The organism is Nocardia sp., from assembly GCF_025465275.1.
Taxonomy (GTDB): domain Bacteria; phylum Actinomycetota; class Actinomycetes; order Mycobacteriales; family Mycobacteriaceae; genus Nocardia.
The window spans coordinates 62,643-85,454 of the sequence record NZ_JAODNK010000202.1; the positions used below are offsets into that span (position 1 = coordinate 62,643).

Annotated in this window: 23 protein-coding genes; 15 read left to right on the forward strand and 8 right to left on the reverse strand. The window is 65.6% G+C overall.

The window, feature by feature from the left end; genetic code table 11:
- Nucleotides 1-82: 82 nt before the first annotated feature.
- The 5 genes from JWN03_RS41250 to JWN03_RS41270 all read left to right on the forward strand — a co-directional run bounded on the left by JWN03_RS41250 (nucleotide 83) and on the right by JWN03_RS41270 (nucleotide 3,346).
- Nucleotides 83-427, forward strand: a complete 345-nt coding sequence (locus JWN03_RS41250; protein WP_297627515.1) for a hypothetical protein — start codon at nucleotides 83-85, stop codon at nucleotides 425-427.
- Entirely contained in the window at nucleotides 379-675 is a 297-nt protein-coding gene (locus tag JWN03_RS41255; RefSeq protein WP_297627518.1) for a thiamine-binding protein, read from the forward strand. Before JWN03_RS41250 ends, JWN03_RS41255 begins: the two co-directional genes overlap by 49 nt.
- A 435-nt stretch (nucleotides 676-1,110) precedes the next feature.
- Nucleotides 1,111-1,650: an MspA family porin gene (locus JWN03_RS41260; RefSeq protein WP_297627521.1), complete on the forward strand. Its 540-nt coding sequence runs from the start codon at nucleotides 1,111-1,113 to the stop codon at nucleotides 1,648-1,650.
- A gap of 17 nt (nucleotides 1,651-1,667) precedes the next feature.
- On the forward strand, nucleotides 1,668-2,783 hold the full coding sequence (locus JWN03_RS41265; protein WP_297627524.1) for a hypothetical protein: 1,116 nt from the start codon (nucleotides 1,668-1,670) through the stop codon (nucleotides 2,781-2,783).
- 20 nt (nucleotides 2,784-2,803) lie between these two features.
- Entirely contained in the window at nucleotides 2,804-3,346 is a 543-nt protein-coding gene (locus JWN03_RS41270) for a hypothetical protein (RefSeq protein ID WP_297627526.1), read from the forward strand.
- Nucleotides 3,347-3,545: 199 nt separating this feature from the next.
- Here the strand turns inward: JWN03_RS41270 and JWN03_RS41275 are convergent, their stop codons facing one another.
- Entirely contained in the window at nucleotides 3,546-4,685 is a 1,140-nt protein-coding gene (locus JWN03_RS41275) for a CobW family GTP-binding protein (protein ID WP_297627529.1), read from the reverse strand.
- A 75-nt stretch (nucleotides 4,686-4,760) separates the two neighbouring features.
- Here JWN03_RS41275 and JWN03_RS41280 point away from each other — a divergent pair, with 75 nt between their 5' ends.
- Entirely contained in the window at nucleotides 4,761-6,278 is a 1,518-nt protein-coding gene (locus tag JWN03_RS41280; RefSeq protein WP_297627531.1) for a helix-turn-helix domain-containing protein, read from the forward strand.
- 104 nt (nucleotides 6,279-6,382) lie between these two features.
- Here JWN03_RS41280 and pucL read toward each other — a convergent pair whose 3' ends face one another.
- Nucleotides 6,383-7,303 carry a factor-independent urate hydroxylase gene (gene pucL, locus JWN03_RS41285; protein WP_297627534.1) on the reverse strand — a complete coding sequence of 307 codons (921 nt, stop codon included), beginning with the start codon at nucleotides 7,301-7,303 and terminating at the stop codon, nucleotides 6,383-6,385.
- A gap of 182 nt (nucleotides 7,304-7,485) precedes the next feature.
- On the opposite strand from pucL, the gene JWN03_RS41290 reads away from it, so the two are divergent.
- Nucleotides 7,486-8,850, forward strand: a complete 1,365-nt coding sequence (locus tag JWN03_RS41290) for a uracil-xanthine permease family protein (protein ID WP_297627536.1) — start codon at nucleotides 7,486-7,488, stop codon at nucleotides 8,848-8,850.
- Between the two features lie 162 nt (nucleotides 8,851-9,012).
- Here JWN03_RS41290 and JWN03_RS41295 read toward each other — a convergent pair whose 3' ends face one another.
- The 3 genes from JWN03_RS41295 to JWN03_RS41305 all read right to left on the reverse strand — a co-directional run bounded on the left by JWN03_RS41295 (nucleotide 9,013) and on the right by JWN03_RS41305 (nucleotide 12,171).
- On the reverse strand, nucleotides 9,013-9,441 hold the full coding sequence (locus JWN03_RS41295) for a molybdenum cofactor biosynthesis protein MoaE (RefSeq protein WP_297627539.1): 429 nt from the start codon (nucleotides 9,439-9,441) through the stop codon (nucleotides 9,013-9,015).
- The gene (gene moaCB / locus JWN03_RS41300; RefSeq protein WP_297627542.1) at nucleotides 9,434-10,663 is read right to left on the reverse strand and encodes a bifunctional molybdenum cofactor biosynthesis protein MoaC/MoaB; all 1,230 of its coding nucleotides are present in this window, start codon (nucleotides 10,661-10,663) and stop codon (nucleotides 9,434-9,436) included. Before moaCB ends, JWN03_RS41295 begins: the two co-directional genes overlap by 8 nt.
- 302 nt (nucleotides 10,664-10,965) lie before the next feature.
- A complete protein-coding gene (locus JWN03_RS41305; protein ID WP_297627544.1) occupies nucleotides 10,966-12,171 on the reverse strand; it encodes a molybdopterin molybdotransferase MoeA in 1,206 nt (401 codons plus the stop codon).
- Nucleotides 12,172-12,256: 85 nt separating this feature from the next.
- Here JWN03_RS41305 and moaA point away from each other — a divergent pair, with 85 nt between their 5' ends.
- The gene (gene moaA, locus JWN03_RS41310; RefSeq protein ID WP_297627547.1) at nucleotides 12,257-13,315 is read left to right on the forward strand and encodes a GTP 3',8-cyclase MoaA; all 1,059 of its coding nucleotides are present in this window, start codon (nucleotides 12,257-12,259) and stop codon (nucleotides 13,313-13,315) included.
- Nucleotides 13,308-13,550: a MoaD/ThiS family protein gene (locus JWN03_RS41315; RefSeq protein ID WP_297627549.1), complete on the forward strand. Its 243-nt coding sequence runs from the start codon at nucleotides 13,308-13,310 to the stop codon at nucleotides 13,548-13,550. The genes moaA and JWN03_RS41315 overlap by 8 nt, the downstream gene beginning before the upstream one ends.
- A 444-nt stretch (nucleotides 13,551-13,994) precedes the next feature.
- Here JWN03_RS41315 and nadE read toward each other — a convergent pair whose 3' ends face one another.
- Entirely contained in the window at nucleotides 13,995-14,834 is an 840-nt protein-coding gene (gene nadE / locus JWN03_RS41320; protein ID WP_297627551.1) for an ammonia-dependent NAD(+) synthetase, read from the reverse strand.
- An 11-nt stretch (nucleotides 14,835-14,845) separates the two neighbouring features.
- Entirely contained in the window at nucleotides 14,846-15,469 is a 624-nt protein-coding gene (locus tag JWN03_RS41325; RefSeq protein ID WP_441343161.1) for a TetR/AcrR family transcriptional regulator, read from the reverse strand.
- 239 nt (nucleotides 15,470-15,708) lie between these two features.
- On the opposite strand from JWN03_RS41325, the gene JWN03_RS41330 reads away from it, so the two are divergent.
- From JWN03_RS41330 to nrdE, 5 genes are all read left to right on the forward strand, one after another.
- Entirely contained in the window at nucleotides 15,709-16,275 is a 567-nt protein-coding gene (locus JWN03_RS41330) for an NAD(P)H-dependent oxidoreductase (RefSeq protein ID WP_297627553.1), read from the forward strand.
- A gap of 161 nt (nucleotides 16,276-16,436) precedes the next feature.
- Nucleotides 16,437-17,276 carry a G1 family glutamic endopeptidase gene (locus JWN03_RS41335; RefSeq protein WP_297627600.1) on the forward strand — a complete coding sequence of 280 codons (840 nt, stop codon included), beginning with the start codon at nucleotides 16,437-16,439 and terminating at the stop codon, nucleotides 17,274-17,276.
- Between the two features lie 545 nt (nucleotides 17,277-17,821).
- Entirely contained in the window at nucleotides 17,822-18,061 is a 240-nt protein-coding gene (locus JWN03_RS41340) for a redoxin NrdH (RefSeq protein WP_297627556.1), read from the forward strand.
- Between the two features lie 64 nt (nucleotides 18,062-18,125).
- Nucleotides 18,126-18,596, forward strand: coding sequence for a class Ib ribonucleoside-diphosphate reductase assembly flavoprotein NrdI (gene nrdI / locus JWN03_RS41345; RefSeq protein ID WP_297627559.1), 471 nt, complete (start codon nucleotides 18,126-18,128; stop codon nucleotides 18,594-18,596).
- Nucleotides 18,597-18,628: 32 nt separating this feature from the next.
- Nucleotides 18,629-20,734: a class 1b ribonucleoside-diphosphate reductase subunit alpha gene (gene nrdE, locus JWN03_RS41350; RefSeq protein ID WP_297627602.1), complete on the forward strand. Its 2,106-nt coding sequence runs from the start codon at nucleotides 18,629-18,631 to the stop codon at nucleotides 20,732-20,734.
- Nucleotides 20,735-21,153: 419 nt separating this feature from the next.
- Here nrdE and JWN03_RS41355 read toward each other — a convergent pair whose 3' ends face one another.
- On the reverse strand, nucleotides 21,154-21,636 hold the full coding sequence (locus tag JWN03_RS41355) for a hypothetical protein (protein ID WP_297627561.1): 483 nt from the start codon (nucleotides 21,634-21,636) through the stop codon (nucleotides 21,154-21,156).
- 171 nt (nucleotides 21,637-21,807) lie between these two features.
- On the opposite strand from JWN03_RS41355, the gene JWN03_RS41360 reads away from it, so the two are divergent.
- A complete protein-coding gene (locus JWN03_RS41360; RefSeq protein ID WP_297627563.1) occupies nucleotides 21,808-22,776 on the forward strand; it encodes a DUF2332 domain-containing protein in 969 nt (322 codons plus the stop codon).
- Nucleotides 22,777-22,812: the final 36 nt, after the last annotated feature.

Sequence of the window (22,812 nt, forward strand, 5' to 3'; positions counted from 1 at the left end):
TCGGCCGCTGCTGGGCGACGCTGGTATTGCACCGGCTACCAAGCCGTTTGCTCCCCGCCCCGCCCAGCAGAAGGCGCACCTCATGGCCTTGACCGAACCCGAAGCGAAAGTGCTTGCCGCGCTTTCCCTCCCGGACCTGCCCGCTGCCCGCACCGTCCGGCAGCTGTGCACCGCAACAGGTCTCACCTCCGGAGCCGCCCGCCGCGCCCTCCATCACCTCTCCGGCGCCGGCCTGGCTCTCTCCACCCTGCACACCCCCGCCACCTGGCAGGCCACCCACCGCGGCCGCCTCACCATCCACACCCCCGCCTACCGCGACTACGTCGCCAGTACCCTCACAGTGCCGGATCACCGTCCCCGCACCAGGAGGCCCCCGCCATGCTCGCAGCATTCTCCATCACCCCGATCGGCGCAGGCGAAGACGTAGGCGAACCAGTAGCCGCCGCCATCCGAGTAATCCGAGCCAGCGGCCTCCCCAACCGCACTTCCGCCAGCTTCACCGAAATAGAAGGCGACTGGGACGAAGTCTTCGCCGCAATCAAACAGGCCACCGACGCCGTCATGGCAATCTCCACCCGCTGCAGCGTCGTCATCAAAGCCGACATCCACCCCGGCCACCCGGACATGCTCACCGCCAAGGTGGAAACCGTAGAACGCTACCTGGCCCAGGACTAGCCGACCGGTCTCCACGGCCCGACTAGTCCACGAACTGAGGGTTTCTCACACACCGGCCCACCGCAATGCTGCTGGGCATCGGAAGGTCACGCGACAGTACGGCCTTCACTGCGGGCCACACCACCGCACACTCGAGGGCGGTCGGACAATTGGATAACCGCTGTTCGGGGAGTGGAAGTGGTTGTCTGCCAACGGGTATCGGCGGACCCGATCCCACGGCGCGGTGCGTGGTGACGCTGAACACAGAGATAACTAAACATTTGCCAACGGTTGCCGACTCTGCTGTGGTGGAGGTGTAAGGGCTCGTTACATGCGAATTTTGGGGTGGGATTCACGGTGATGATGAGATTTTTCGCCAGTTCGGCGAGTTTGCTGACTATTTACTATGCGGGGTCGGGGGTGGCGTCGGCGGAATTGGTGCGCGGTCCTGACCATGTGATTGCGAAACCAGCCGTCGACGGGTGGGTGGCGGAAGCCTCACTGGTCAACGTGCTGGTGAACACGGTGCCGAACCTGGCCCAATCCCCGTGGTCGCGGGAGGCGTTCATCGATGCCACCGCTGTCGGGAACATCACCGGCGCGGGCAGCAGCGGGGTGAAGTCGGGGGTTTTGCGCTCGGGAATCCAGCTGGGCTGCAACACCGATGTGTCCTCCGGTCTGCAAACCGGGTCCTCGGCGTCGGTCGGCCCGAATGCCTCGGTCACTGTCTCGAACCTGCCCTCGGCGAATCTCGGCGGCACTGCGACGGTGTCCCCGCAGATCCAGACCACCCTCAAACCCGGTGCTATCACCACGATCCCGCTCGGCGAGCGGGTCCTGGAAGGTGCGGTCGGGGCTTCGGATCTGACCGGTATCCAGGTGCATGTGGACAACTGCCTGGGCCCGGCCTCGGTACGCGTGTACACCCAGTTCTCGATCTCCACCCATGTCGCCGACACCACGGTCACGGTCTATTCCGACCCGGCCACCATCTGATGGGGAGAGCGAGACTCGTGCCGTTCGCGTACTCCGAAAAGCGGTGCTGGACAGGAAGATCGGCCGCCGCGGCCCTCGTGCTGCTGGTGGCCGCGACCACCGCCGTCCTCGTGGTGAACACCGGCACTGCGGCCGGGCAGGAAACCCCTGCGCAACGCTGCGCCCGGGAAACCTCCGCGTACAACTCGGCATGGGAATCGACTTGGCGGGCAAGCAATCCCGGCAACCCGGGGCCACCGCCGCCACCACCGGTGCCGTATGTGTGCGTCGATCCCGGCACCGCACCTTCGACGACCACCACCGCGCCGCAGACCGCGCCGGGCCTGATGCCGACCCAGGCGCCGGGCGGCGGGGTTGAGGGCCAGGCAGGCAATGCGCCCGGACGGCTCCCGGACGGCAATGGCACCGACATCGTTCCCGGGCCTTCCCCGGCAGCCGCGCCGGCGCCCACCACGATCAGCGGACCGACCACCGCGCCGATTCCGCTGCCCACCCGTCCCGTGCGCGAAACCGCCGAAGCCAGCCGATGCGGTGTCGATTGGCACGGGCCTCCCTGCGCTGACCTGCAGGATTGCCCACCCGGATACGCGCTGGTGAACGACGCGAGTTTCGGCGAGGTGTGCTTCCAGGTCGAGGTCGTCGAGCCCAGCTACGGGGACCGTTCTCAGGTCGCCGGCGGCCACACCACCGGCAGCCTGCCCGTCGAATACAGCGAGACCGTGACGGCGACCGCCAGTGATACGGTGTCGGGCTCGGTCACCAAGACCGACGGCACGACGCAGACGGTCGGGGGCGGCGTGGAGACCGGGGCGTCGGGCGGGGTGAGCATCCCGTTCCTGGCTGATGCCGAGGCGTCTGCCAAAATCACCGGGAGCTATTCCTGGGCGGGCAACTCACAGCAAGCTGAGACCACCGGTCAGAGCACGCAGTACACCACCGCCGTCACGCAGGCGTTCAAGACCACAGTCCCGGCGTGCACGCAGTTCACGGTCACCCCGGAGTACGCCCTGCTGCATTGGCGGATGGCCCAACGCTACTCATGGAAGCCGATGGGGGAAGGCGACCTCACACACGCGACCGGCCGGATGAAGACCTATACCGACCCCATCCCGGCGGAAAAGTGCAACAAATGACCCGGAGAACCGCAATGAGGATGACCAGAATCGCTGGACTGTGCCTGTCGGCCGCAGCCGTCGCGGTATCGGCGGCCTGCTCGTCGAATAACGACGCCACCCCTGGGCAGACTGGTACGACCACCTCCGCGAAGCCGTCCACAGGCGCGACCTTCACTGCCCCCACCCCGCCGCCCCCGGTCACCAGAACCATGCAAACCGCACCCGGTGACCGCGTGATCACCCAGGCAGATCTGCTGTGGAAGACCTACGGGGACGCGGTAATAACGGTCGGTTCCGGGGCTTGGCAACCGAGCGTCTACAACATCAAAACCATGGTCGGCCCGGAATCGACCCAGAAGCACATGCCCGAAACCGGTGATCAGCTCAATCCGTGGATCGTCACCGGGGTCTGCTTCGCCAGCGATTACGAAGTCGGGCTGGAGATCACGCCGCAGGAAGACATTCCAGGATTCAACGCCGCAACCCCGCCCCGCGAAGGACACACCGCTGCCGCCGGCCGCGGCGGACGGTGCGATAACGGGTTCGTCAATCTGAACCTGTCGACACCGCCGCTCAGATGACTGCCTGGGTGTTTCTTTTGGGCGCTGTTTCGCCAGCGCTATCGAGGAGGCTCCAACAGTCCTCTACCATCGTCCTCCCGGCGCGCCGTCGCCCGGCAGTCTCCGACATCCCTTGGAGCTAGCGAGAATTCGGAGTTCAAGGGGTGGGTGGGTCGATAGCCTGGGTGATGGTCGGGGCGGTTACTCGGGCGCTGTGGGGCTAGGGGATTGAGGTGGAGTCGGGGACGTAGCGCCAGATGGGGAGTAGGGCTTGGTTTGTGAGGGGGGTGGGGGAGGTGTGGATGGTGGATTCGAGGCGGGTGATTACCGAGGCCGGGTCCAGGCCGGTGCCTATGAGGACCAGGGTGCTGGTTCGGGGTTCGTTGCGGGACCAGGTGGTGGGTTCGATGGTGATGTGACGGCCGACCATGTGGAGGAGGAACTTTCGGGAGTCTTCGGGGACGGCGAAGGCTAGGACGCCCTTGGCTCGGAAGAGGCCGGGGGGTGGGTCTTCCAGGACTGCGATGAGTTTTCGGGGGTTGAGGTCGGTGGGGCTGGTGAAGGAGACACTTTCGTACGCGTCGTGCAGGTGATGATGACGGTGGCCGCTGCTGCAACGATGGTCGCCGTGGCTGCCGCCGCTGTGCTCGTGGTGGCCGCAGTCGCAGTCACTGTCGCCGGTGTGGCAGTCCTCGTCGGATTCGTGGTCGTCGAGGAGTAACTCGTCGAAGCTGAGTTGCTGGCCGACTCGGGGTTTGCTCGGGTCGCGGGTGGGGATGTCGAAGAGCAGGGCGGGGTCTATGTGGCCGTGGCTGGTGGCATAGACGGGGACTTGGCCTACCAGGGTGCGGATTTCGGTGTGGAGTTGTTCGAGGGTGGCGGGTGGGACTCGGTCGGCTTTGTTGAGGACGACGAGGTCTGCCATGCGCAGGTGGGTGGCGAGTTCGGGGTGTTGGGCGCGGCTTTCGGGGAAGTGCTCGGCGTCTACGAGTTCGATCAGGCCGCCGTAGCGAATGCGCGGGTTGTCGCTGCCGGTGACCATGCGGATCAGATTGCGAGGTTCGGCGAGGCCGCTCGCCTCCACGACGATGACGTCGATCCGGTGTTTGGGGTGGGCCAGGCGGTCGAAGAGGTCATCCAGTTCGGTGACATCCACGGCGCAGCAAACACAGCCGTTGCCGAGCGAGACCATCGCGTCGACCTGGCCTGCCACCAGCATGGCGTCGATATTCACCGCGCCGAAGTCGTTGACTATCACGCCTATGCGCAGGTCACGACTGCGCAGTAGGCGATTGAGGAGGGTGGTTTTGCCGGAACCCAGGAAACCGGCCACGATCAGGACTGGTATGCGCCGACTCACTCGGACCACCCTACCGAGGGGCTGTGCGGTGGACGCAGCATGGCGGAAACGGGCCGGAAATACCAGCGTCCTACCGTGACGGACAATCGGACCGATCCCGGAGGTGGCGCAGTGCTGGTGCGGGACATTCTCGACGCGCCGCAGTTGCGAATGCAGCTGTTGCACGGGGACGACGCCGAATTGGCGCGACCCGTGGCTCGGGTGTGCGCGACCGATATGCCTGATCCGCGACCGTTCGTGACGCCGGGCGCGCTGGTCTGCACCGGCTTGATCTGGCGGCAGCAGGCCGAGGATTCGGATCGATATGTGGGACTTCTCGCCGCGGCGGGAGTTGCGGGCGTAGTCGCGGGACAGGCATTGCACGGGCACGTGCCCGAAGATGTGGTGGCAGCATGCGAGCGCCACGGATTGCCGCTGCTATCCGCACCGCAGAGCGTGCCGTTCAGCCGGATCATCGAATACTTGGCGGAGCAGGCAGCCGAATTGCGCTGGCGGCGTGTGCAATCCAGGGTCGATCGGCAGCGCAGACTGCTGGCGGCCGTCGCGGGCGGGAGCAGTGTCGGTGATCTGATCGCCGATATTGCCGTGGAGCAGGAGATTTCGGCATGGCTGGTGACCGCGACCGGCCACGTGATCGCCGGAACCGCACCGCTCACGGAGGCTGATCGCGACCGGATCGTCGCGACCGCACTCACCGCGCCCCGGCTGCCCGCCGTGACCGGGGGAGCCATGCGGGTATTGCAGGTCGGCGGCGGAGATCGAATCACCGCCTGGTACCTGGTGGTTCGACCGGCAGCCGCGGAACCCGAAACATTCGCCGCCGATCTGGCCGCCGTCATCGAGTTCTACCGGCAGCGCAGCGCCGACCGCCTGCACCTGGATTGGGAACTCGTCGACCGGTTCCCGGCCCCGATGGTGGACCTGCCCGGCGGATCGGCCGTGGCAGTCGTCTGCGACATCCATCCGGCCGAAACTCTGTCGGCCGTCGGACTCCCCGAAGTGCGTGTGGCACTGCATGATGTGCTGTCCGGTGTCACCACATCGGTGGACAAAGAAGGCCGACTCGTCGCCGTCGTCACGGGCACCCAGGACGAGATCGCCGGCAAGCTACGCCACAGAATGGGCCGACTCGCCCCCGCACTCAACGGTATTCGACTTGCCTTCGGTGTCAGCGCCCAGCAGCGCGACGAATCCCTGCCGGGAGCAATCGCCGCCGCCGGGGCCGCCGCCACCGCTGCCGGTGACGACAATACCGCCGTGACCGTCCGCATTGCCGATATCGACACGGCCGTAGGACTTTTCACCGCAGTCCCCGGTGGCCTGCAGCGCCGCTTCGCCGAACGTGTGCTCGGCCCCGTCGTCGACTACGACCGCAAAACCGGTGCGGGACTACTGGAAACCCTGGAGGTATTTCTCGGATGCGAGGGCTCCTGGCGACAGGCCGCCGACCGAATGCACCTGCACCTCAACACAGTTCGCTATCGCATCGGCCGCATAGAGGAGCTCACCGGCCGCGACCTCGGCCGCATGGACGACCGCCTCGACCTCTACCTGGCTGTGCGCACCATGACCGGCCACCCCGCTCCCGCCTAGCCCTCATTGCCCGATCAAGATCACCAGGAAACTGCGGCGGCATCGTGCGAGTAGCCGCCGCCACCAGTTCCTGGTCGATGTTCGTCATTGGCGCGGGACTACGGTCAGACCGCGCCGGTGTAGGGGTCCCAGGCGGTTCCGGCGTCGGGAGCGTCCTCGCGCAGCACCGCCGCTTGGATCAGCCCGTACGGCCGGTCGTCGGCGTAGAACACCTCGCCCTTGTTCTCGACATCGAAGCGCGAGAGGTCGAAGTACCAGTGGTGCTTATTGGGAGCCGACATGCGGATCTCCGCCAGGCACGGATAAGCCTCCAGCGCCGCCTGCCCCATCTCGAACAGCGTCTGCTGCAATGCTTTCGAATGCTGCGTGGCGAACTTCGCGACCATGACGGCACGAATACCCGCGTAGGTGGCGTCCCAGTCGTCAGGCGCGGTGGCGAAGCGCCAGCGGGCCGTGAGGCTGGTGGCGAGAATGCGGTCGTAGGAGGGCTCGAGCACGGTGAATTCATCGGTCAGGAAGTCGGCGAACTCCGAGCCGGTGGACTTCAGGATGACCAGATCCTTGACGCCGCCGATCACCCACTCCTGCTGGGCGGCCCCGGTGCCGCTGACAGTGATCGCGGTTATGCGCACCTCCGGCCCGACTCGGGTCCAGGCGTGGTCGTGCCCGGTGCCGTCGACCGGAACCCGTTGCCACGCATACTCTTCGATCTCGATGCGGGCCGAATCCACGGTCGCGATGTCATCGACGAAGTGCCGGGCCAGCGCCTGCCCGTAGGTTTCGATGCTCCCGTCGCCGTGCGATTTGGCGTACGTGAAGATGGTCTGCTTCTGCGAGTCCGTCGGCAGCACACCGCCCTGATCGCCGGCGGTGTGTGCTTCGTCGAAAGCCCCACGCAGGCAGGACGATACGTTCAGATCGCGAATCTCGTGCCGTGCAGTGTCGCGGTAGATGCGCACCACCCGGTTCTCGGCCTTGCCGTACTGGTGCGGGCCGAGCACGATCTTGCCGGTCAGTTCGGTCATGGTCGCCTCCCGTGGTCGATGAACACCTTGCCCCACTGTGGCGTATCCGAGCCGCCGCACACGCTGGTTCGGAAGACAAAACATCGTCCGCGACACGCCCTGCGGTTGGCGAATCAGACAAACCCCCAGGCGGCCGCGGCTGCCTAGCCTGACCATCAACCGATGCGCCGCAAGGAGCTGCCATGACAACGTCCCATTCCGTCGACACCCGATTGCCCTGGCATCGGCTGTTGGCGTTCGGCATCCAGCATGTGCTGATCATGTACACGGGATGCGTGACCGTGCCGCTGGTTTTCGGTGCGGCCGCGGGTCTCGACAAGTCCACCGTCGGCCTGTTGATCAGCGCCGATCTGCTGGTCGCGGGCATTATCACGCTGGTGCAGAGCCTCGGGCTGGGCCGATTCGCGGGCGCTCGGCTGCCGATCATCACCGGCGCGACCTTCGTGGCCATGAGCCCGATGATCTTGATTGCCAAGCAGTACGGACTGCCCGCCGTCTACGGCTCCATGCTCATAGGCGGTCTGGTCGGTATCGCCCTGGCCTGGCCGTTCGCCATGGTGGTGCGCTTCTTCCCGCCGCTGGTCACCGGCACCGTCCTCACCGTCGTCGGCGTTTCGCTCATCGGTGTGGCGGGCGGGCTGATCGTGGGCAGCGATCCCAAGTCTCCGTCCTTCGGTGCGATCTCGAATATCGTGCTGGCTGCCGTGGTCCTGCTCATTGCCCTGGTCGGCACGGTTCTCGGGCGCGGTGTGTGGTCGCAGCTCGGCATTCTCATCGCGCTCGTCGCGGGTGTACTGATCTCCGTCCCGATGGGGCTGATCAAGCTCGACGGCGTGTCGAAGGCGGCATGGCTGGGCGCACCGCACGTATTCCACTTCGGCGCACCGCAGTTCCCCATCACCGCGGTGGTGGCCATGAGCATTGTGATGGTCGTGGTCTTCGCCGAATCCACCGCCAGCATGCTGGCCATCGGTGAGATCACCGGAAAGCCTTTGGAGCGAGCCGATCTGGCGCGCGGCCTCATCGGTGACGGTCTGTCGGCGGTGCTGGCTGGCGTGTTCAGCTCGTTCGTGGACACGGTGTTCAACCAGAATGTCGGCGCGGTGGCCAGCACCCGGGTGCACAGCCGCTATGTGACGGCCGTCAGCGGTGCGCTGCTGGTGGTGCTCGGCCTGGTGCCGCGCTTCGGCGCGATCGTGGCCGCGGTGCCGCAGCCCGTGGTCGGCGGCGTCGGCCTGGTGCTGTTCGCCACCATCGCGGTGATCGGCGTGGATACCCTGCGCCGGGCCGATCTCACCGATCGGGTGAATCTGTCGATTGTCGCGGTCGCCATCGGCGTGGGCCTGGTGCCGGTGCTCACCAAGGGCATGTTCGACAAGTTCCCGACCTCGGCGCAAATCCTGCTCAACAGCGGAATCGCACTGGCCGCCGCCACCGCATTCCTGCTGAATCTCCTCTTCAATCACACCAAGCTGGGCGAAATAGCCCGCGGCGCAATCGACCCCGTTCCGGCCGTCCCGGAACCGCAGGACCCGATCGCCGCCTGAAACCCCGCCTCCTCATCGGGGACCGAGGCCGCAGCCTCCGCCGACGCAACCAGCTGGGCGTCGCCGGAGTCCGCGGCCTCGGTTGGGTCTCCAGTTCACCGAGGGGGCTCTCACGGTGGCGACACGCCGACAACCGCCACCGTCAGAGCCCTCTCGATGGGTCTAGCCGCAGGCGTTGACCCACTCGGAGAGGCCGTCGGCGAACTGCTGGCGCTTCCAGATGGGGACCTCGTGTTTGATGCGATCCACCAGGGTCGCGCAGGTGGTGAAGGCTTCCGCGCGGTGGGGAGCCGCGACGGCCACCGCGATGGCGAGATCGCCGATGGTGAGCGGGCCGATCCGGTGCACGGCGGCCACCGGCAGCCCGGAGGATTCGGCCACCTCGGCGCATACCCGCCGCAGGAACTTCTCGGCCTCCGGATGCGCCGAATACTCCAGCGTCGAAACCGACTGGCCGCCATCGTGATTGCGCACCATGCCGGTGAAGACCACCACCGCACCGTGCTCCGGCCCGAGCACCGCCTTCTCGACCTCGGCCGGGTCGAGCGGCTGATCGCTGATCCAGGCGCGCAGTTCGCCGCCGTCACTCATGGTTGCCTCCTCCGGCCACCTGGGCCAGCAGATGTTCGAGAAGTGGTTCCAGCACCGCGATTCCGTCCTTCACCCCACCCGGCGAGCCCGGCAGATTGACGATCACTGTGCGGCGGGACAGTCCGGCAACGCCCCGGCTCAGCGCTGCGAGCGGGAATTTCGCGGTGCCACGCTGCCGGATCGCCTCGGCCACACCGGGCAATTCCCGATCCAGCACCGCCAGCGTCGCTTCCGGCGTCGCATCGGTGGGAGAGGCTCCGGTGCCGCCTGTGCTGATCACCAGTGCGGGCTCACCCGACAGCGCATCGGAAAGCCCGTCCGCAATATCGGCATCGGCGGAGATCAACGGCCCGCGCACCGAGAAACCTCGCTCGCCAAGCCATTTCACAAGCACCGGCCCGGTAGTGTCCACCCGCGTACCCGCTGCCGCACCGGTCGATGCAACAACCACGACGGCCGTCCGCCCCGCCCCCGCAGCGCCCGGCGAAATGACCGTGGAGTTCGCCACCTCGGCAGCAGCCTCCGTCGCCCCGGCCGCAGCGCCCACCGGAGTGACCGTGGAGTTCGCCGCGTCCGCAACAGGGTTTGTCGCCCCGGCGGCAGTGCTCGTCACCCGGGCCGCAGAGTTTGTCTGAGTGATAGTGGAGTTCGACGAAGTGGTCGCAGAGTTGGCGCCGGTGGTCGACGCCCCCGACTGGGTGGTGTCGACGTGATGGTCATGCCCGGCGTGGTCGGCCGACTGCGAAAATTCGTCCGTCCGCACCCAATGTCCGTGCTTACCACCGTCTTTGGTGAGCACCCGCACTCCGTGCAGCGATGCGGACGGATCTACCGCCTTGATCATGTCGTGCAGCGTGAGCCCGGCGACCGCGACCGCGGTCAGCGCCTCCATCTCGACCCCGGTGGGCCCCTTGGTCTTCGCGACGGCCTCGATGGTGATCGTCGTATCGGTGAACCCGAAGCTCACATTCACCGAGGACAGCGCCAGCTGATGGCACAGCGGAATCAGCTCGGAGGTCTTCTTCGCACCATTGATGCCCGCCAGCCGGGCGGTGGTCAGCACATCGGCCTTGGGCATGCCGTCGGCGCGCACCAGTCGCACCACCTCGGCGGTGGTGTGCAGCTCACCGGCCGCAACCGCGACCCGTGCCGTGTCCGCCTTCGCACTCACATCGACCATGCGAGCGCGGCCTTCCCCGTCGACGTGGGACAACTCACTCATAACTCCAGCCTGGCACAGCCGTCCTCGCGAGGTCGCGCGGGGATCCCGGGCCGGGAGCGCTGAAGGCACCGGCCGTCCGCGCCTCGCCGGGTCGGCACGGCGATGGCCGACCCGGCGATGGTGGTCGCATGGTCGGCACGGCGATGGCCGACCCGGCGATGGTTGTCGCATGGTCGGCAGCCGGGTAGGTGCTACCGCAGTCGGAGGGATCAATGCAGGTCGCATCCCCAAGCTGCGCAGGCCCCTGAGTTCTTCCGGCTTGATGCCGGCAATGCCGCTTCGACCGGGCGCGTGGCGTAGCCCTAGAGCGGCCAGGTGCGGACGAGGGAGCCGGGCGGGAGATCGGTGGTGGCGGCCGGGATGTCGATCAGGACGTCGGCGTGGGCCATGGCGGCGATGAGGTGGGAGCCTTGGCCGGAGGTGAGCTCGACGCCGTGGTCGGTGGTGCGGCCGCGCAGGAACTGGCGTTTGCCTGCGGGGGAGCGGACCGGATCACGCAGGGGCAGTTCGGAACTGGTGATTTCGGGCAGCCCGGTCAGGGCGCGCAGGATCGGGCGGGCGAAGACTTCGAAGGACACCATGGTGCTCACCGGATTGCCGGGGAAGCTCAGCACCGGGATGCCGTCGATGACGCTCAGACCCTGCGGGCCGCCGGGTTGCATGGCGACATGGCCGAACGCGCCGCCGAGCGGGGTGAGTACATCCTTGACGACCTCGAAGTCGCCCATGGATACGCCACCGGAGGTGAACACCACGTCGGCGGCGGTGACGGCCTCGTCGAGGCGGCGGCGGAACTCCTCCGGATCGTCGGTGGAGTGCGTCAGCGACACGACTTCGGCGCCATTGTCTTCCAGTGCTGCCGCTAACGCGATGCCATTGGAGTTGTAGATCTGGCCCGGCAGCAGTCGCAGTCCCGCCTGCACCAGCTCGTCACCGGTGGTGATCACGGCGGCTCGCACCTTCCGGCGCACGGGTAATTCGGCCAGGCCGACGGCCGCCAGTGCCGCGATGTGCCGAGGCCGCAGCACGGTTCCGGCCGCGGCCAGCAGCTGCCCGGCGCGGACGTCGGTCCCGGGTTCGCGCACGAAATCCCCTGCGGCACGGCCCCGTTCGATGGTGACCGTATCCCCGTCGGACTGCGTATGCTCCACCGGCACCACACAATCCGCGCCCTGCGGAATCGGAGCTCCCGTCATGACTTTCATGGCCGCACCCGCGGGAAGCACCGGCGCACCGGTGTTTCCGGCCGCCACCACACCGGCAAGCGGCAGGGTGGCGGGCACGATCGCCACCGAATCCGCCAGTACCGCGTACCCGTCCATGGACGAATTGCGGAACACCGGCAGATCCAGGGGGGAGTACACGTCCTGGGTGAGCCGCCGTCCGAGCGCATGCGCCATCGGGACCGGCTCCGTCTCGCGTCCGGCGAGCGGTCGCAGCAAATCCTCGATGCGTTGCCGGTGGTCTTCGACGGAGCGGGCCGGGGCCAGAGTGTGCCGGGAACTCATGCCGGTGAGCCTATACGCGCACGCCGCGGGCGGAACCTTGCCGCCGGACCGGGCGGGGGGTTGCGCGGGCGGACATAATGGTCCCATGACTCTGGTCGCTATGGGGATGCCCGCCGTACGCAGCGGGCGACCCTCGATGGACGGCCGCCCCGACACTCCATACCTGGTGGATCGTTTCGGCCGCACTGCGCGCGACCTGCGAGTTTCCATTACCGAGAAGTGCTCGCTGCGGTGTACCTACTGCATGCCGGAAGAGGGTTTACCACCCATTCCGGCCGATGAGCTGCTCACCACCGACGAGATCGTGCGCCTGGTCGTGCTGGCGGTGCGTGAGATGGGTATTCACGAGGTCCGCTTCACCGGCGGGGAACCGCTCATGCGGCATGACCTGGAAAAGATCATTGCGGGCTGCCGTGCGGCCTTGCCGGATACGCCCTTGGCCATGACCACCAATGGCATCGGTCTCGAGCATCGCGCGCGCAAACTTGTCGCGGCCGGGCTGAACCGCATCAATGTCTCCCTCGATACCGTCGACCGTGAGGGTTTCGCGCGCCTCACCCGGCGGGACCGGCTCGATTCGGTATTCGCCGGTATCCGCGCTGCCCGCGAGGCCGGACTGACCCCGATCAAGGTCAATGCCGTGCTCATGCGGGAAAACCTCGGCGGCGCCGCGGACCTGCTGCGATGGTGTATCGACGAAGGCTGCGAACTCCGCTTCATCGAGGAGATGCCGCTCGACGCCGATCACGAGTGGGCGCGCGCGAACATGATCACCGCGGCCGAACTGCTCGAGGTGCTGGGCGCCCGCTTCACGCTGACGGAGGTCGGCCGTGACGACCCCTCGGCGCCCGCCGAGCGCTGGCAGGTCGACGGCGGTCCGGCAACAGTCGGCATCATCGCCTCGGTGACGCGCAGCTTCTGCAGCGACTGCGACCGCACCCGCCTCACCGCGGACGGCCGAATTCGTTCCTGCCTCTTCAGCGATCAGGAGTACGACGTCCGCGCGGTCCTGCGCTCCGACGCGACCGACGGCGATATCGCTACGCTGTGGCGTGGTGCCATGTGGAACAAGTGGGCCGGCCACGGTATCGCCGAGGCCGGTTTCGTCCCGCCCGAGCGAACGATGGGAGCCATCGGTGGTTGAGGTCCGCTATTTTGCCGCCATTGCCGACGCGGTCGGCAAACCCGGCGAACTCCTGGATCTTCCCGCCGGATCCACCATCGCCGATCTGTGCGCCAGCATCACCGCGACCTACGGCCCGAAACTCGAGCCGATGCTCGCCGTCTGCGCCTACCTGATCGGTGATGAACTCACCCGCGACAGCACCACCCTGTTGCCCGCCCGCGTCGATGTCCTGCCCCCGTTCGCCGGCGGCTGATCAAACCCGGTCACCTGACCAGCAAATATGTAGGTAACGCCACCCGCCCCACCCCGATATCCGGACTGTCCAGTCCGACGATTCGGGAGGTTTCGCTTTGGCGCGACTGTTGCCCGCTCTACTCATCGGCGCATTCATCATCGCCGCCGTCGCTCTAGCAAACGACATCTCACTGACATCCCTGCACTGCGGAATTATTGCTCGGATCGCCTTTCCGCGACTTTGAGCGCACGGTGGCCGGTCCTCGCCCCGTCCTACTTACGTGGCGTTGGTCAAGTGCAGCACCGATTTCGGCCCTCACGAGATCGTGACAACTGATCTCGTGAGGGCCGGGTAACTCGTCGGGTACGTCCAAAATCGGTGTCGCGCCTAACCGCCGGCACGCGTGCAGTACGGGATACGGCTCTCAGCTGTGCGCTAAAGGCGCGGAGAGGCGGACCAGCGCTATTTCCACCAGGTGTCGAGCGGGGTGACCGGGACTGCGCGTTTGTGGCGGGTGTTCTGGAAGATCGATTCGACGCGGTCGGCGACTTCCTGGTCGACGTCTTTGCCTTCGAGGTAGTCGTCGATCTGGGAGTACTTGAGGCCCAGCGCTTCCTCGTCCGGGAGGGAGGGGCGGTCGTCTTCCAGGTCGGCGGTGGGGACCTTCTGCCAGACGCTCGGCGGGGCGCCGAGTTCCTGCAGCAGGGCGGCGCCCTGGCGCTTGGTGAGGCCGGTGAGCGGGGTGATATCGACTGCGCCGTCACCGAATTTGGTGAAGAAGCCGGTGACGGCCTCGGCGGCGTGGTCGGTGCCGACGACGAGCAGGCTGAGCTGACCGGCGATGGCGTACTGCAGCACCATGCGCTCGCGGGCCTTGATATTGCCGCGCACGAAATCGCGCAGTCGTGTTGCCCCGCCGAGCAATTCGTCGATGCCGTAGGCGGCTTCCTCGGAGGCGGCGTCGGCGCTCGGCTTGACGTTCACCGTGACGGACCGGTCGGGCTTGATGAAGCGCAGCGCGATCTGCGCGTCTTTCTCATCGGCCTGCTTGCCGTAGGGCAGTCGCACGGCGACGAAGGTGGTTTCGCGGCCTTCCGCGCGCAGTTCTTCCGCTGCGATCTGGCACAGCCGCCCAGCCAGTGTGGAGTCCTGGCCGCCGCTGATGCCGAGCACGAAACCTGTCGCCGGTGTCGAACGTAGATAGTCCTTGAGGAAGTCGATGCGCCGCCGCACTTCGGTTTTCGGTTCGATGGCCGGCAGTACGCCTAATTCGGCGATGATCGCTTCACGCAGGTTGCCCATGGGGGGACACTCTACTGCGCGGTCTCCGGGACTACGCGGCGGACGAGGGCCTCCCAATTGTCGCCGACCTGCTGCAGAGTGAAGCCCAGTACTCGAATCTGATGCAGTACCAATGCAGCATCGAGCGGAGCCAGGAGCGCGTCCGCGAGCAGCGAAATCTCACCGGGTGCCGCGGCCTGCTTCAGCAGTATGGAGACGTGCGTTTTTGTCAGCTGATACGGCGCATTGCCGAAGTGTTCAGGCATGTCGGTGGCCGCGCGCAGCACATCGCCTACGATCTCGGTGAAGGACAGCCGAGCCCGTCCATAGGCGAGCAGCCGATCCAGCGGGGGCGCGCCGGGGCCCAGTGGCGGCGGCCCGAACATGTAGGCGCCCTGTAGGTTTCGATCCGATTCGTCGAGCAGCGCGTACATCAGCCCGGCGCGATTGCCGAAGCGCCGGAATACCGTGCCCTTGCCGACGCCGGCGTGTTTGGCGACCGCGTCCATGGTGACCGCATCCGCGCCGAACTGCCGGACGAGCTCGGCGGCCGCGTCCAGCAACAGCTTTCGATTGCGTGCGGCATCGGCCCGCTCGATCGGTCCGCCATCGGCGAGCGTCACCGGAGGTCCGACGCCCAGCCCCGGTCCGCTGATATTGATGCCCGTCGTCCCGGGTGGGATGCCCGTTGTCACTGTGTCGACCCCTTTGTCGCGATTGAAAAATGGACCGTGGTCCGTTTAGATATTACCGCACCGGATTCGCCCGGGGGCGTATGACGCAGGTCACGCAATGGTGATGGCCCCCCGGGGAATGCAAGCGGACCGTAGTCCGGTTAACCTGAGATGAATCAGCCGCCACCGGCAGCACCAACAAGTACGCAGGAGTGATCACCATGTCGCAGACTCGCCTTCTCGCCCTCGTCGGCAGCCTCCGCGCCGCCTCGATCAACCGCCGTCTCGCCGAGGCCGCCGCCCAGACCGCCCCCGAGGGTGTCGAGATCACCCTCTACGAGGGTCTCGGCGATATTCCTTTCTACAACGAGGATCTCGACGTCGAGGGCCAGGTCCCGCCCGCCGCGGCCGCGCTGCGTGCCGCCGTCGCCGCCGCCGACGGTCTGCTGCTGCTGACCCCCGAATACAACGGCACGCTGCCCGCCGTCCTCAAGAACGCCATCGACTGGGCCTCCCGCCCGTACGGCGCCGGCGCGCTGAAGGGTAAGCCGACCGCCGTGGTCAGCGCGTCCATCAGTTCGAACGCCGCCAAGTGGTCGCACGGCGATGCGGTCAAGGCGCTCGGTGTCGCGGGCGCGACCGTGGTCGAGGAGGCCTCGCTGCACTTCGGCACCATCGGCCAGCGTTTCGTCGAGACGCATCCGTCCGATGACGCCGAGGCGCTGACCCAGCTGGCCGCCTCCGTACGCCTGCTGGTCGAGTCGGTGAAGGCGAAGGCGAACGCCTGACAGTAAATATTCAGTAACTAAGTCGATCACTCACTGAATAAAGCGCGAGGCCACGGCTTTTCGGCCGTGGCCTTCCGCTATTTCGAACACTTCTGAGCTAGCTTCAGTTGATGAAGCTACCGAGTGGCAATACTGCCTGGAGTCGGTGTTGCTTGGCTGCCGTGCTCGCCGTCTCGGCCGTCACGGTGGCGGTCACCGCGGCCGATGCCGGTGCGCAATCGAATGTGCGCCTCTATCTGGGCAATTGGGCCGGATACGTGGTGAAGGGTGATTTCCGTCAGGTCAGCGCGACCTGGACGCAGCCGGAGATCGACTGTCTCAATCCGGGCACACTGCAGCGCGTGGTGCCCTGGGTCGGCCTGAACGGTGCGACCGGACTCGACGGGCATGTGGCGCTGCCGCTCATGCAGACCGGCGTCGAATCGCTCTGTGCCAGTGACGCGGCCTTCTATGCCGCGCTGCCCGGTCTGCAATTGGAGGACGCGGCCGCTGGCCTCTCCTATGCCGATCCCCACCTGTCGGGTCTGGTGATGCGGTTCGGCGATCAGGTGTCGAACGCGCTCAGCGGCGTGATGGACGGCGTCTGCGCCCTCCCGCTCCTCGGCGGATTGTGTACTCCCGAAAGGGATGTGGACGCCTGGTGGGAGGGGTACCCCGCACCGCCGGTCAGCTATGACGATGTCACGACGCAACCGGGCGATGTCATGCATTCCACGGTCGGCTGGGACGGGCACAACTACACGATGACGCTGGAGAACCGCACCAAGAATTGGGTGCGCAGCACGGTGCAGCCCTCGGACACGCCCGCGCGAACCGCCGAGATCGTGGTGGAGGGTCACCTCGCTGCGGCGCTGCCGGGTTTCGCGCCGATCACCTTCGCCGAGATCGAAATCGACGGCAAACCGCTGTCGGCCTACGACGCGCAGACCTACGGCATTGCCGCCACCAACCGGCTGCTCGCTCCCGGTCCGGTCGATGGTTCGCGCTTCACGATCGGCTGACGCCCGCCGTGCTCAGCGCTGCCGCACAGCCCATGTCTGTACCGGACAGGGTCGATGCGGGCTGTTCGGTACAGACACGGGCTGTGCGGTTCGGCTCGGAGGTGCGACACGCCGGGGCGGACGCGATCTTCCGGATTTTTCGGGCGCGGGATCGGTCCTTCGGTTACTCCCGGAGCCGCCACCACTCGAGTCGCGTGTGGCTCGCGTGAAGGCTGTTGATCAGGGTGAATGATGTGTTTGCTGAGAATGTGCTGAAGGCTGAAAATGTGATCTGCGCCTCAGTTGTGCAAGCTTGCGAATCGAGCGTCCTGGTACTTCGTTCATATGAATTTCACCTTTGTGAGTCGCAACATGTCGTGTCGGAAGATTCTGTCGGCCACTAGGTGTAGTGTCTTGGGAGCTGGAAGGGCATGCGGCGGGACCCTAGAGGGGAGCTGCACGACCTGGGATTTCGGTTCCGCTTCCAGGGGTTTGCGCACTTACAACATGGTTCTTGTTTCAGCCGTGCACAGCATCGGATCTAAGGCAAGGAGAAGGGGATACCAATGACCATCACCGTTTACACCAAGCCCGCTTGTGTCCAGTGCAACGCCACCTACCGCGCGCTCGACAAGGCCGGTGTCCCCTACGACATCATCGACATTTCCGAGAACCCCGAGGCGCGCGACTACGTCATGGCCCTGGGCTACCTGCAGGCCCCCGTCGTCGTCGCCGGTGACAATCACTGGTCCGGCTTCCGGCCGGACCGCATCAAGGCGCTCGCCGACGCTGTCGCTGTCGCCTAGCGGGCCCGGGCTGCCGATCAGGGTCGGTGGCCTTCGCGGGTTCCTTCGGACGAGAGGAGGGGAGATGGCCGAGTTGTCCACGCAGACAACAAATCTGGTCTACTTCTCCAGCGCATCGGAGAACACGCACCGCTTCGTGGAACGGCTGGGAGTCCCCGCCGTTCGCATACCGCTTCATACCGCCGACTCGCTGCGTGTCGACGAACCCTATGTGCTGATCGTTCCGACGTATGGCGGCGGTCGGCACGTCCTGGGTGGTGAGCGATCAGATAAGGAATTCGTCCCCCGTCAGGTGGCCAAATTCCTCAACGATCCGCACAACCGTGCGCTCCTGCGCGGTGTCATCGCAGCCGGCAATACGAACTTCGGTGATACGTACTGCTTTGCGGGCGAAGTGATTTCGCGTAAATGCGCAGTGGAGTACCTGTATCGCTTCGAACTCATGGGAACTGCTGAGGACGTCGAGCGCGTCCGAGAGGGATTGGGATTGTTTTGGCAACGACAACCGCACCGGTCGGAAAAACTGCCCGCGTAGAACGCACCGTGAGTGGCGAGTCCACCGCGGGCATGGACTACCACGCGCTCAACGCGATGCTGAACCTGTACGGCCCGAACGGCGAGATCCAGTTCGAGAAGGATCGCGAGGCCGCGAACCAGTACTTCCTGCAGCACGTCAATCAGAACACTGTCTTCTTCCACAACCTGGACGAGAAGCTCGACTACCTCGTCAAGGAGAACTATTACGAGACAGAGGTTTTGGACCAGTACAGCCGCGACTACATCAAGCGACTGTTCCAGCAGGCGTACGCCAAGAAGTTCCGCTTCCCGACCTTCCTCGGCGCGTTCAAGTACTACACCTCGTACACGCTGAAGACTTTCGACGGTAAGCGCTACCTGGAGCGTTTCGAAGACCGCGTATGCATGGTGGCGCTGACCCTGGCCGCCGGCGACGAGGTGCTCGCCGCCGAACTGGTCGAGGAGATCATGTCCGGCCGCTTCCAGCCGGCCACCCCGACCTTCCTCAATTCGGGCAAGAAGCAGCGCGGTGAGCCGGTCTCCTGCTTCCTGCTGCGCATCGAAGACAATATGGAGTCCATCGGGCGCTCCATCAACTCCGCGCTGCAGCTGTCCAAGCGCGGCGGCGGTGTTGCCCTGCTGCTCAGCAATATTCGTGAGACCGGTGCTCCGATCAAGAAGATCGAGAACCAGTCCTCGGGTGTCATCCCGATCATGAAGCTGCTCGAGGATTCCTTCTCCTACGCCAACCAGCTGGGTGCGCGTCAGGGTGCGGGCGCGGTCTACCTGCAGGCCCACCACCCGGACATCTACCGCTTCCTGGACACCAAGCGCGAGAATGCGGACGAGAAGATCCGTATCAAGACGCTCTCGCTGGGTGTGGTCATCCCGGACATCACCTTCGAGCTGGCGCGCAAGAACGAGGACATGTACCTGTTCTCGCCGTACGACGTGGAGCGCATCTACGGTGTGCCGTTCGCGGACATCAATATCACCGAGAAGTACTACGAGATGGTCGACGACAAGCGGATTCGCAAGTCGAAGATCAAGGCGCGCGAGTTCTTCCAGACCATCGCCGAGCTGCAGTTCGAGTCGGGCTACCCGTACATCATGTACGAGGACACCGTGAACCGGGCGAACCCGATCAAGGGCAAGATCACCCACTCGAACCTGTGCTCGGAGATTCTGCAGGTCTCGACCCCGTCGCTGTACAACGACGACCTGACCTACTCCAAGGTGGGCAAGGACATTTCGTGCAACCTGGGTTCGCTGAATATCGCGAAGACCATGGATTCGCCGGATCTGGCCAAGTCGATCGAGACCGCGATTCGCGCGCTGACCGCCGTCTCGGATCAGACGCACATCTTCTCGGTGCCGTCGATCGAGCAGGGCAACAACGAATCTCATGCCATCGGCCTGGGGCAGATGAACCTGCACGGCTACCTGGCGCGTGAGCACGTCCACTACGGGTCCGAAGAGGGCGTCGACTTCACGAACATCTACTTCTATACCGTCGCGTACCACGCGGTCCGGGCGTCGAACCTGATCGCCAAGGAGCGCGGGCAGTACTTCGGCGGATTCCCGGAGTCCAAGTACGCCAGCGGCGAGTACTTCGACAAGTACACCGACCAGGCGTGGGAGCCTGCCACCGATCGCGTCCGCGAGATCTTCGCCGAGGCCGGCGTGCACATCCCCACCCAGGACGATTGGCGCGAGCTAAAGACGTCGGTCATGGAGTACGGCATCTACAACCAGAACCTGCAGGCCGTTCCGCCGACCGGTTCCATCTCCTACATCAACCACTCGACCAGCTCGATCCACCCGGTCGCCTCGAAGATCGAGATCCGCAAGGAAGGCAAGATCGGCCGCGTCTACTACCCGGCCCCCTACCTGACGAACGAGAATCTCGAATACTTCCAGGACGCCTACGAAATCGGCTTCGAGAAGGTCATCGACACCTACGCCGCCGCCACCCAGCACGTAGACCAGGGCCTGTCCCTGACCCTGTTCTTCAAGGACAGCGCCACCACCCGCGACGTCAACCGCGCCCAGATCTACGCCTGGCGCAAGGGCATCAAAACCCTCTACTACATCCGCATCCGCCAGATGGCTCTGGAGGGAACCGAAGTCGAGGGCTGCGTAAGCTGCATGCTCTGACCGTTGTGCACAGCTAGGGCGCTTCCGGCGCGAAACCGGAAGCGCCCTAGCTGCTTTCAGCGCCTTCCGAGCGGGTGCATCGGTGCGCTATTCAGTCGCCTTGGGGTGGCCGCAGCTGGCGTCCATGATCCAAACAATTCGATTGGCCGCGTCGGGGCAATACCAAATCCGACCGCCTGCCGTAACTTCGTATTGCCACTGTTCGAAGGTCTCGCCACGGACTGATCGGGTTTCCCATTCGCCTCGGAGTTTGTGCTGACGGTGCGGATTCTCCGGCTTGGTCGGTCTTTCGGTGAGAACGATCCATGCTTCCCAGGTGTTGAACCGGGCGGTTCGGCACAGATCCTCCCATCCCTTCGCGGCCTCCGTCGTCCCGAAGCGTGTCACCCATGCGCCGGGCCGAGCGGGCGGCGCGACGGTCACCCCGTTTGGCCGTCATCCGATACCTCCCCCACAGGTTCGGGTGCCGGTCCGAAGTCGCCCTCCGCCGGGCGAGTCAGCCTTTCCGCAAGGACGGGATCCGCCGCGATGAGGGCGGTGCTGCGCCACTCGATAATGGTCTGCGTGAGGATCGACCATTCGCCCAACTCAGCCGAGGCTTGGAAGGCGCGGGCGAAGTCTTTCACGAACTGAGCCTGTGACTTCTCGGACAGCACGTCCACCCAGGGAAACTCATCCATGAGGGCGCGGGCGGCGATGTCGTGTGGCAGGTGTGAAAGGACATTTCGCAGCGCGCGCGCCGCAGTGACGGACCCCTCCGACAGAGCAGTAGCGCTGTCCTCGCGGATCAGCAGCAGTGGCGCGCCATCACGCCGGCGCACCCGGACGGTCCCTTGGTCGGCTAGTAGCGCCACTTGCTTCGGGTCACGCTGTAGCTCGCTCCACTGAACCTCGGTAACCACGGTGACCCCTTCGGGATTGTGGGTGTGACCTCGGCGCCTGCCCACCTATCGCTATCCTAGCGACAATTCTGAACTTTTTCAGAATTGTTTGGACCTGGTTCGGTGCCAGGTATCGGTACTCTCGCGGGCACGGCTCGTTTGCGGGCCGGTGGGGTTGACGTAGGGAGTCGGGTGGAGACGTCGCAGCGGTATCGACTGTTTGCTGAGCTCGAGGTGCGGGGGTTTTCGCCGTGTTATGAGGCGTGGAGTTGCGGAATTGGCGACAGCCCAAGGCTTCTCGGGTTGATCGACCAGTTGCCCGAGTCGAAGCGGCAGCCGAATCTGGTGTTCGGGGCGGCTCGTTATGTGGGTGCTGTGGAGTCGGGGTTCGCGGAGTTCGAGGAGTTCCTGGTCGGGCACTGGGGTGAGGTGCGTGAGGTGGCGATGACGCATCGCACGCAGACCAATGAGGTCGGGCGTACTGCGACGTTGTTGCCGGTGCTGAATCTGTATCCGGCGCAGCCGGTGGCGCTGATCGAGTTCGGCGCCTCTGCCGGACTGTGTCTCTATCCGGATCGCTACAGCTACCGCTACGACGACCGGCCGATTCTCGATCCCGTAGGCGGGCGATCGGAGGTTGTGCTCTCCTGCAACACGTCCGGGCATCCGCCCCTTCCGGAGGCGCTGCCCCAGGTGGCGTATCGGGCCGGGGTGGATCTCAACCCGCTCGATCTCGCCGACGACGAGAATCTGCGCTGGCTCGAATGTCTGGTCTGGCCAGAACAGCGAGATCGACTGGCGCGCTTACGAAGTGCCGCCGCAATCGTCCGCCGCGACCCGCCGGAGCTGGTGGCGGGCGATCTGGTCGACACGATCGCCGACCTGGTTCACGCAGTGCCGCAAGACATTCCGGTGATCGTCTTCGGCAGCGCCGTGCTGACCTATCTGCCACCGGAGCGCCGCGCCGCATTCCAGGCCGTCATGCGCACCCTGCCGTGCCGCTGGATCACCAATGAGGGCACCGCGGTGCTCGACTTCGGTTCGGCCACACTGCCACCCGTTCCCACCGGTATCCGGATGATCACCGCGCTCGACGGCGATCCGGTGGCCTACGCCGCCCCGCACGGCCAGACCCTGGAGTGGTTCGGTTCAGCGCGGTAATCCGATGACGATCGTGCCGGGCCCGCACACGGCTGT

Excerpts from the sequence above, each read along its gene's own strand:
- pucL (WP_297627534.1), bottom strand. The coding sequence starts at position 7,303 with ATGACCGAACTGACCGGCAAGATCGTGCTCGGCCCGCACCAGTACGGC.
- moaCB (WP_297627542.1), bottom strand. The coding sequence starts at position 10,663 with ATGAGTGAGTTGTCCCACGTCGACGGGGAAGGCCGCGCTCGCATGGTC.
- nrdE (WP_297627602.1), top strand. The coding sequence starts at position 18,629 with ATGGACTACCACGCGCTCAACGCGATGCTGAACCTGTACGGCCCGAAC.
- JWN03_RS41270 (WP_297627526.1), top strand. The coding sequence starts at position 2,804 with ATGACCAGAATCGCTGGACTGTGCCTGTCGGCCGCAGCCGTCGCGGTA.
- nadE (WP_297627551.1), bottom strand. The coding sequence starts at position 14,834 with ATGGGCAACCTGCGTGAAGCGATCATCGCCGAATTAGGCGTACTGCCG.
- JWN03_RS41340 (WP_297627556.1), top strand. The coding sequence starts at position 17,822 with ATGACCATCACCGTTTACACCAAGCCCGCTTGTGTCCAGTGCAACGCC.
- JWN03_RS41255 (WP_297627518.1), top strand. The coding sequence starts at position 379 with ATGCTCGCAGCATTCTCCATCACCCCGATCGGCGCAGGCGAAGACGTA.
- JWN03_RS41295 (WP_297627539.1), bottom strand. The coding sequence starts at position 9,441 with ATGAGTGACGGCGGCGAACTGCGCGCCTGGATCAGCGATCAGCCGCTC.
- moaA (WP_297627547.1), top strand. The coding sequence starts at position 12,257 with ATGACTCTGGTCGCTATGGGGATGCCCGCCGTACGCAGCGGGCGACCC.
- JWN03_RS41290 (WP_297627536.1), top strand. The coding sequence starts at position 7,486 with ATGACAACGTCCCATTCCGTCGACACCCGATTGCCCTGGCATCGGCTG.
- JWN03_RS41305 (WP_297627544.1), bottom strand. The coding sequence starts at position 12,171 with ATGAGTTCCCGGCACACTCTGGCCCCGGCCCGCTCCGTCGAAGACCAC.
- JWN03_RS41330 (WP_297627553.1), top strand. The coding sequence starts at position 15,709 with ATGTCGCAGACTCGCCTTCTCGCCCTCGTCGGCAGCCTCCGCGCCGCC.
- nrdI (WP_297627559.1), top strand. The coding sequence starts at position 18,126 with ATGGCCGAGTTGTCCACGCAGACAACAAATCTGGTCTACTTCTCCAGC.
- JWN03_RS41250 (WP_297627515.1), top strand. The coding sequence starts at position 83 with ATGGCCTTGACCGAACCCGAAGCGAAAGTGCTTGCCGCGCTTTCCCTC.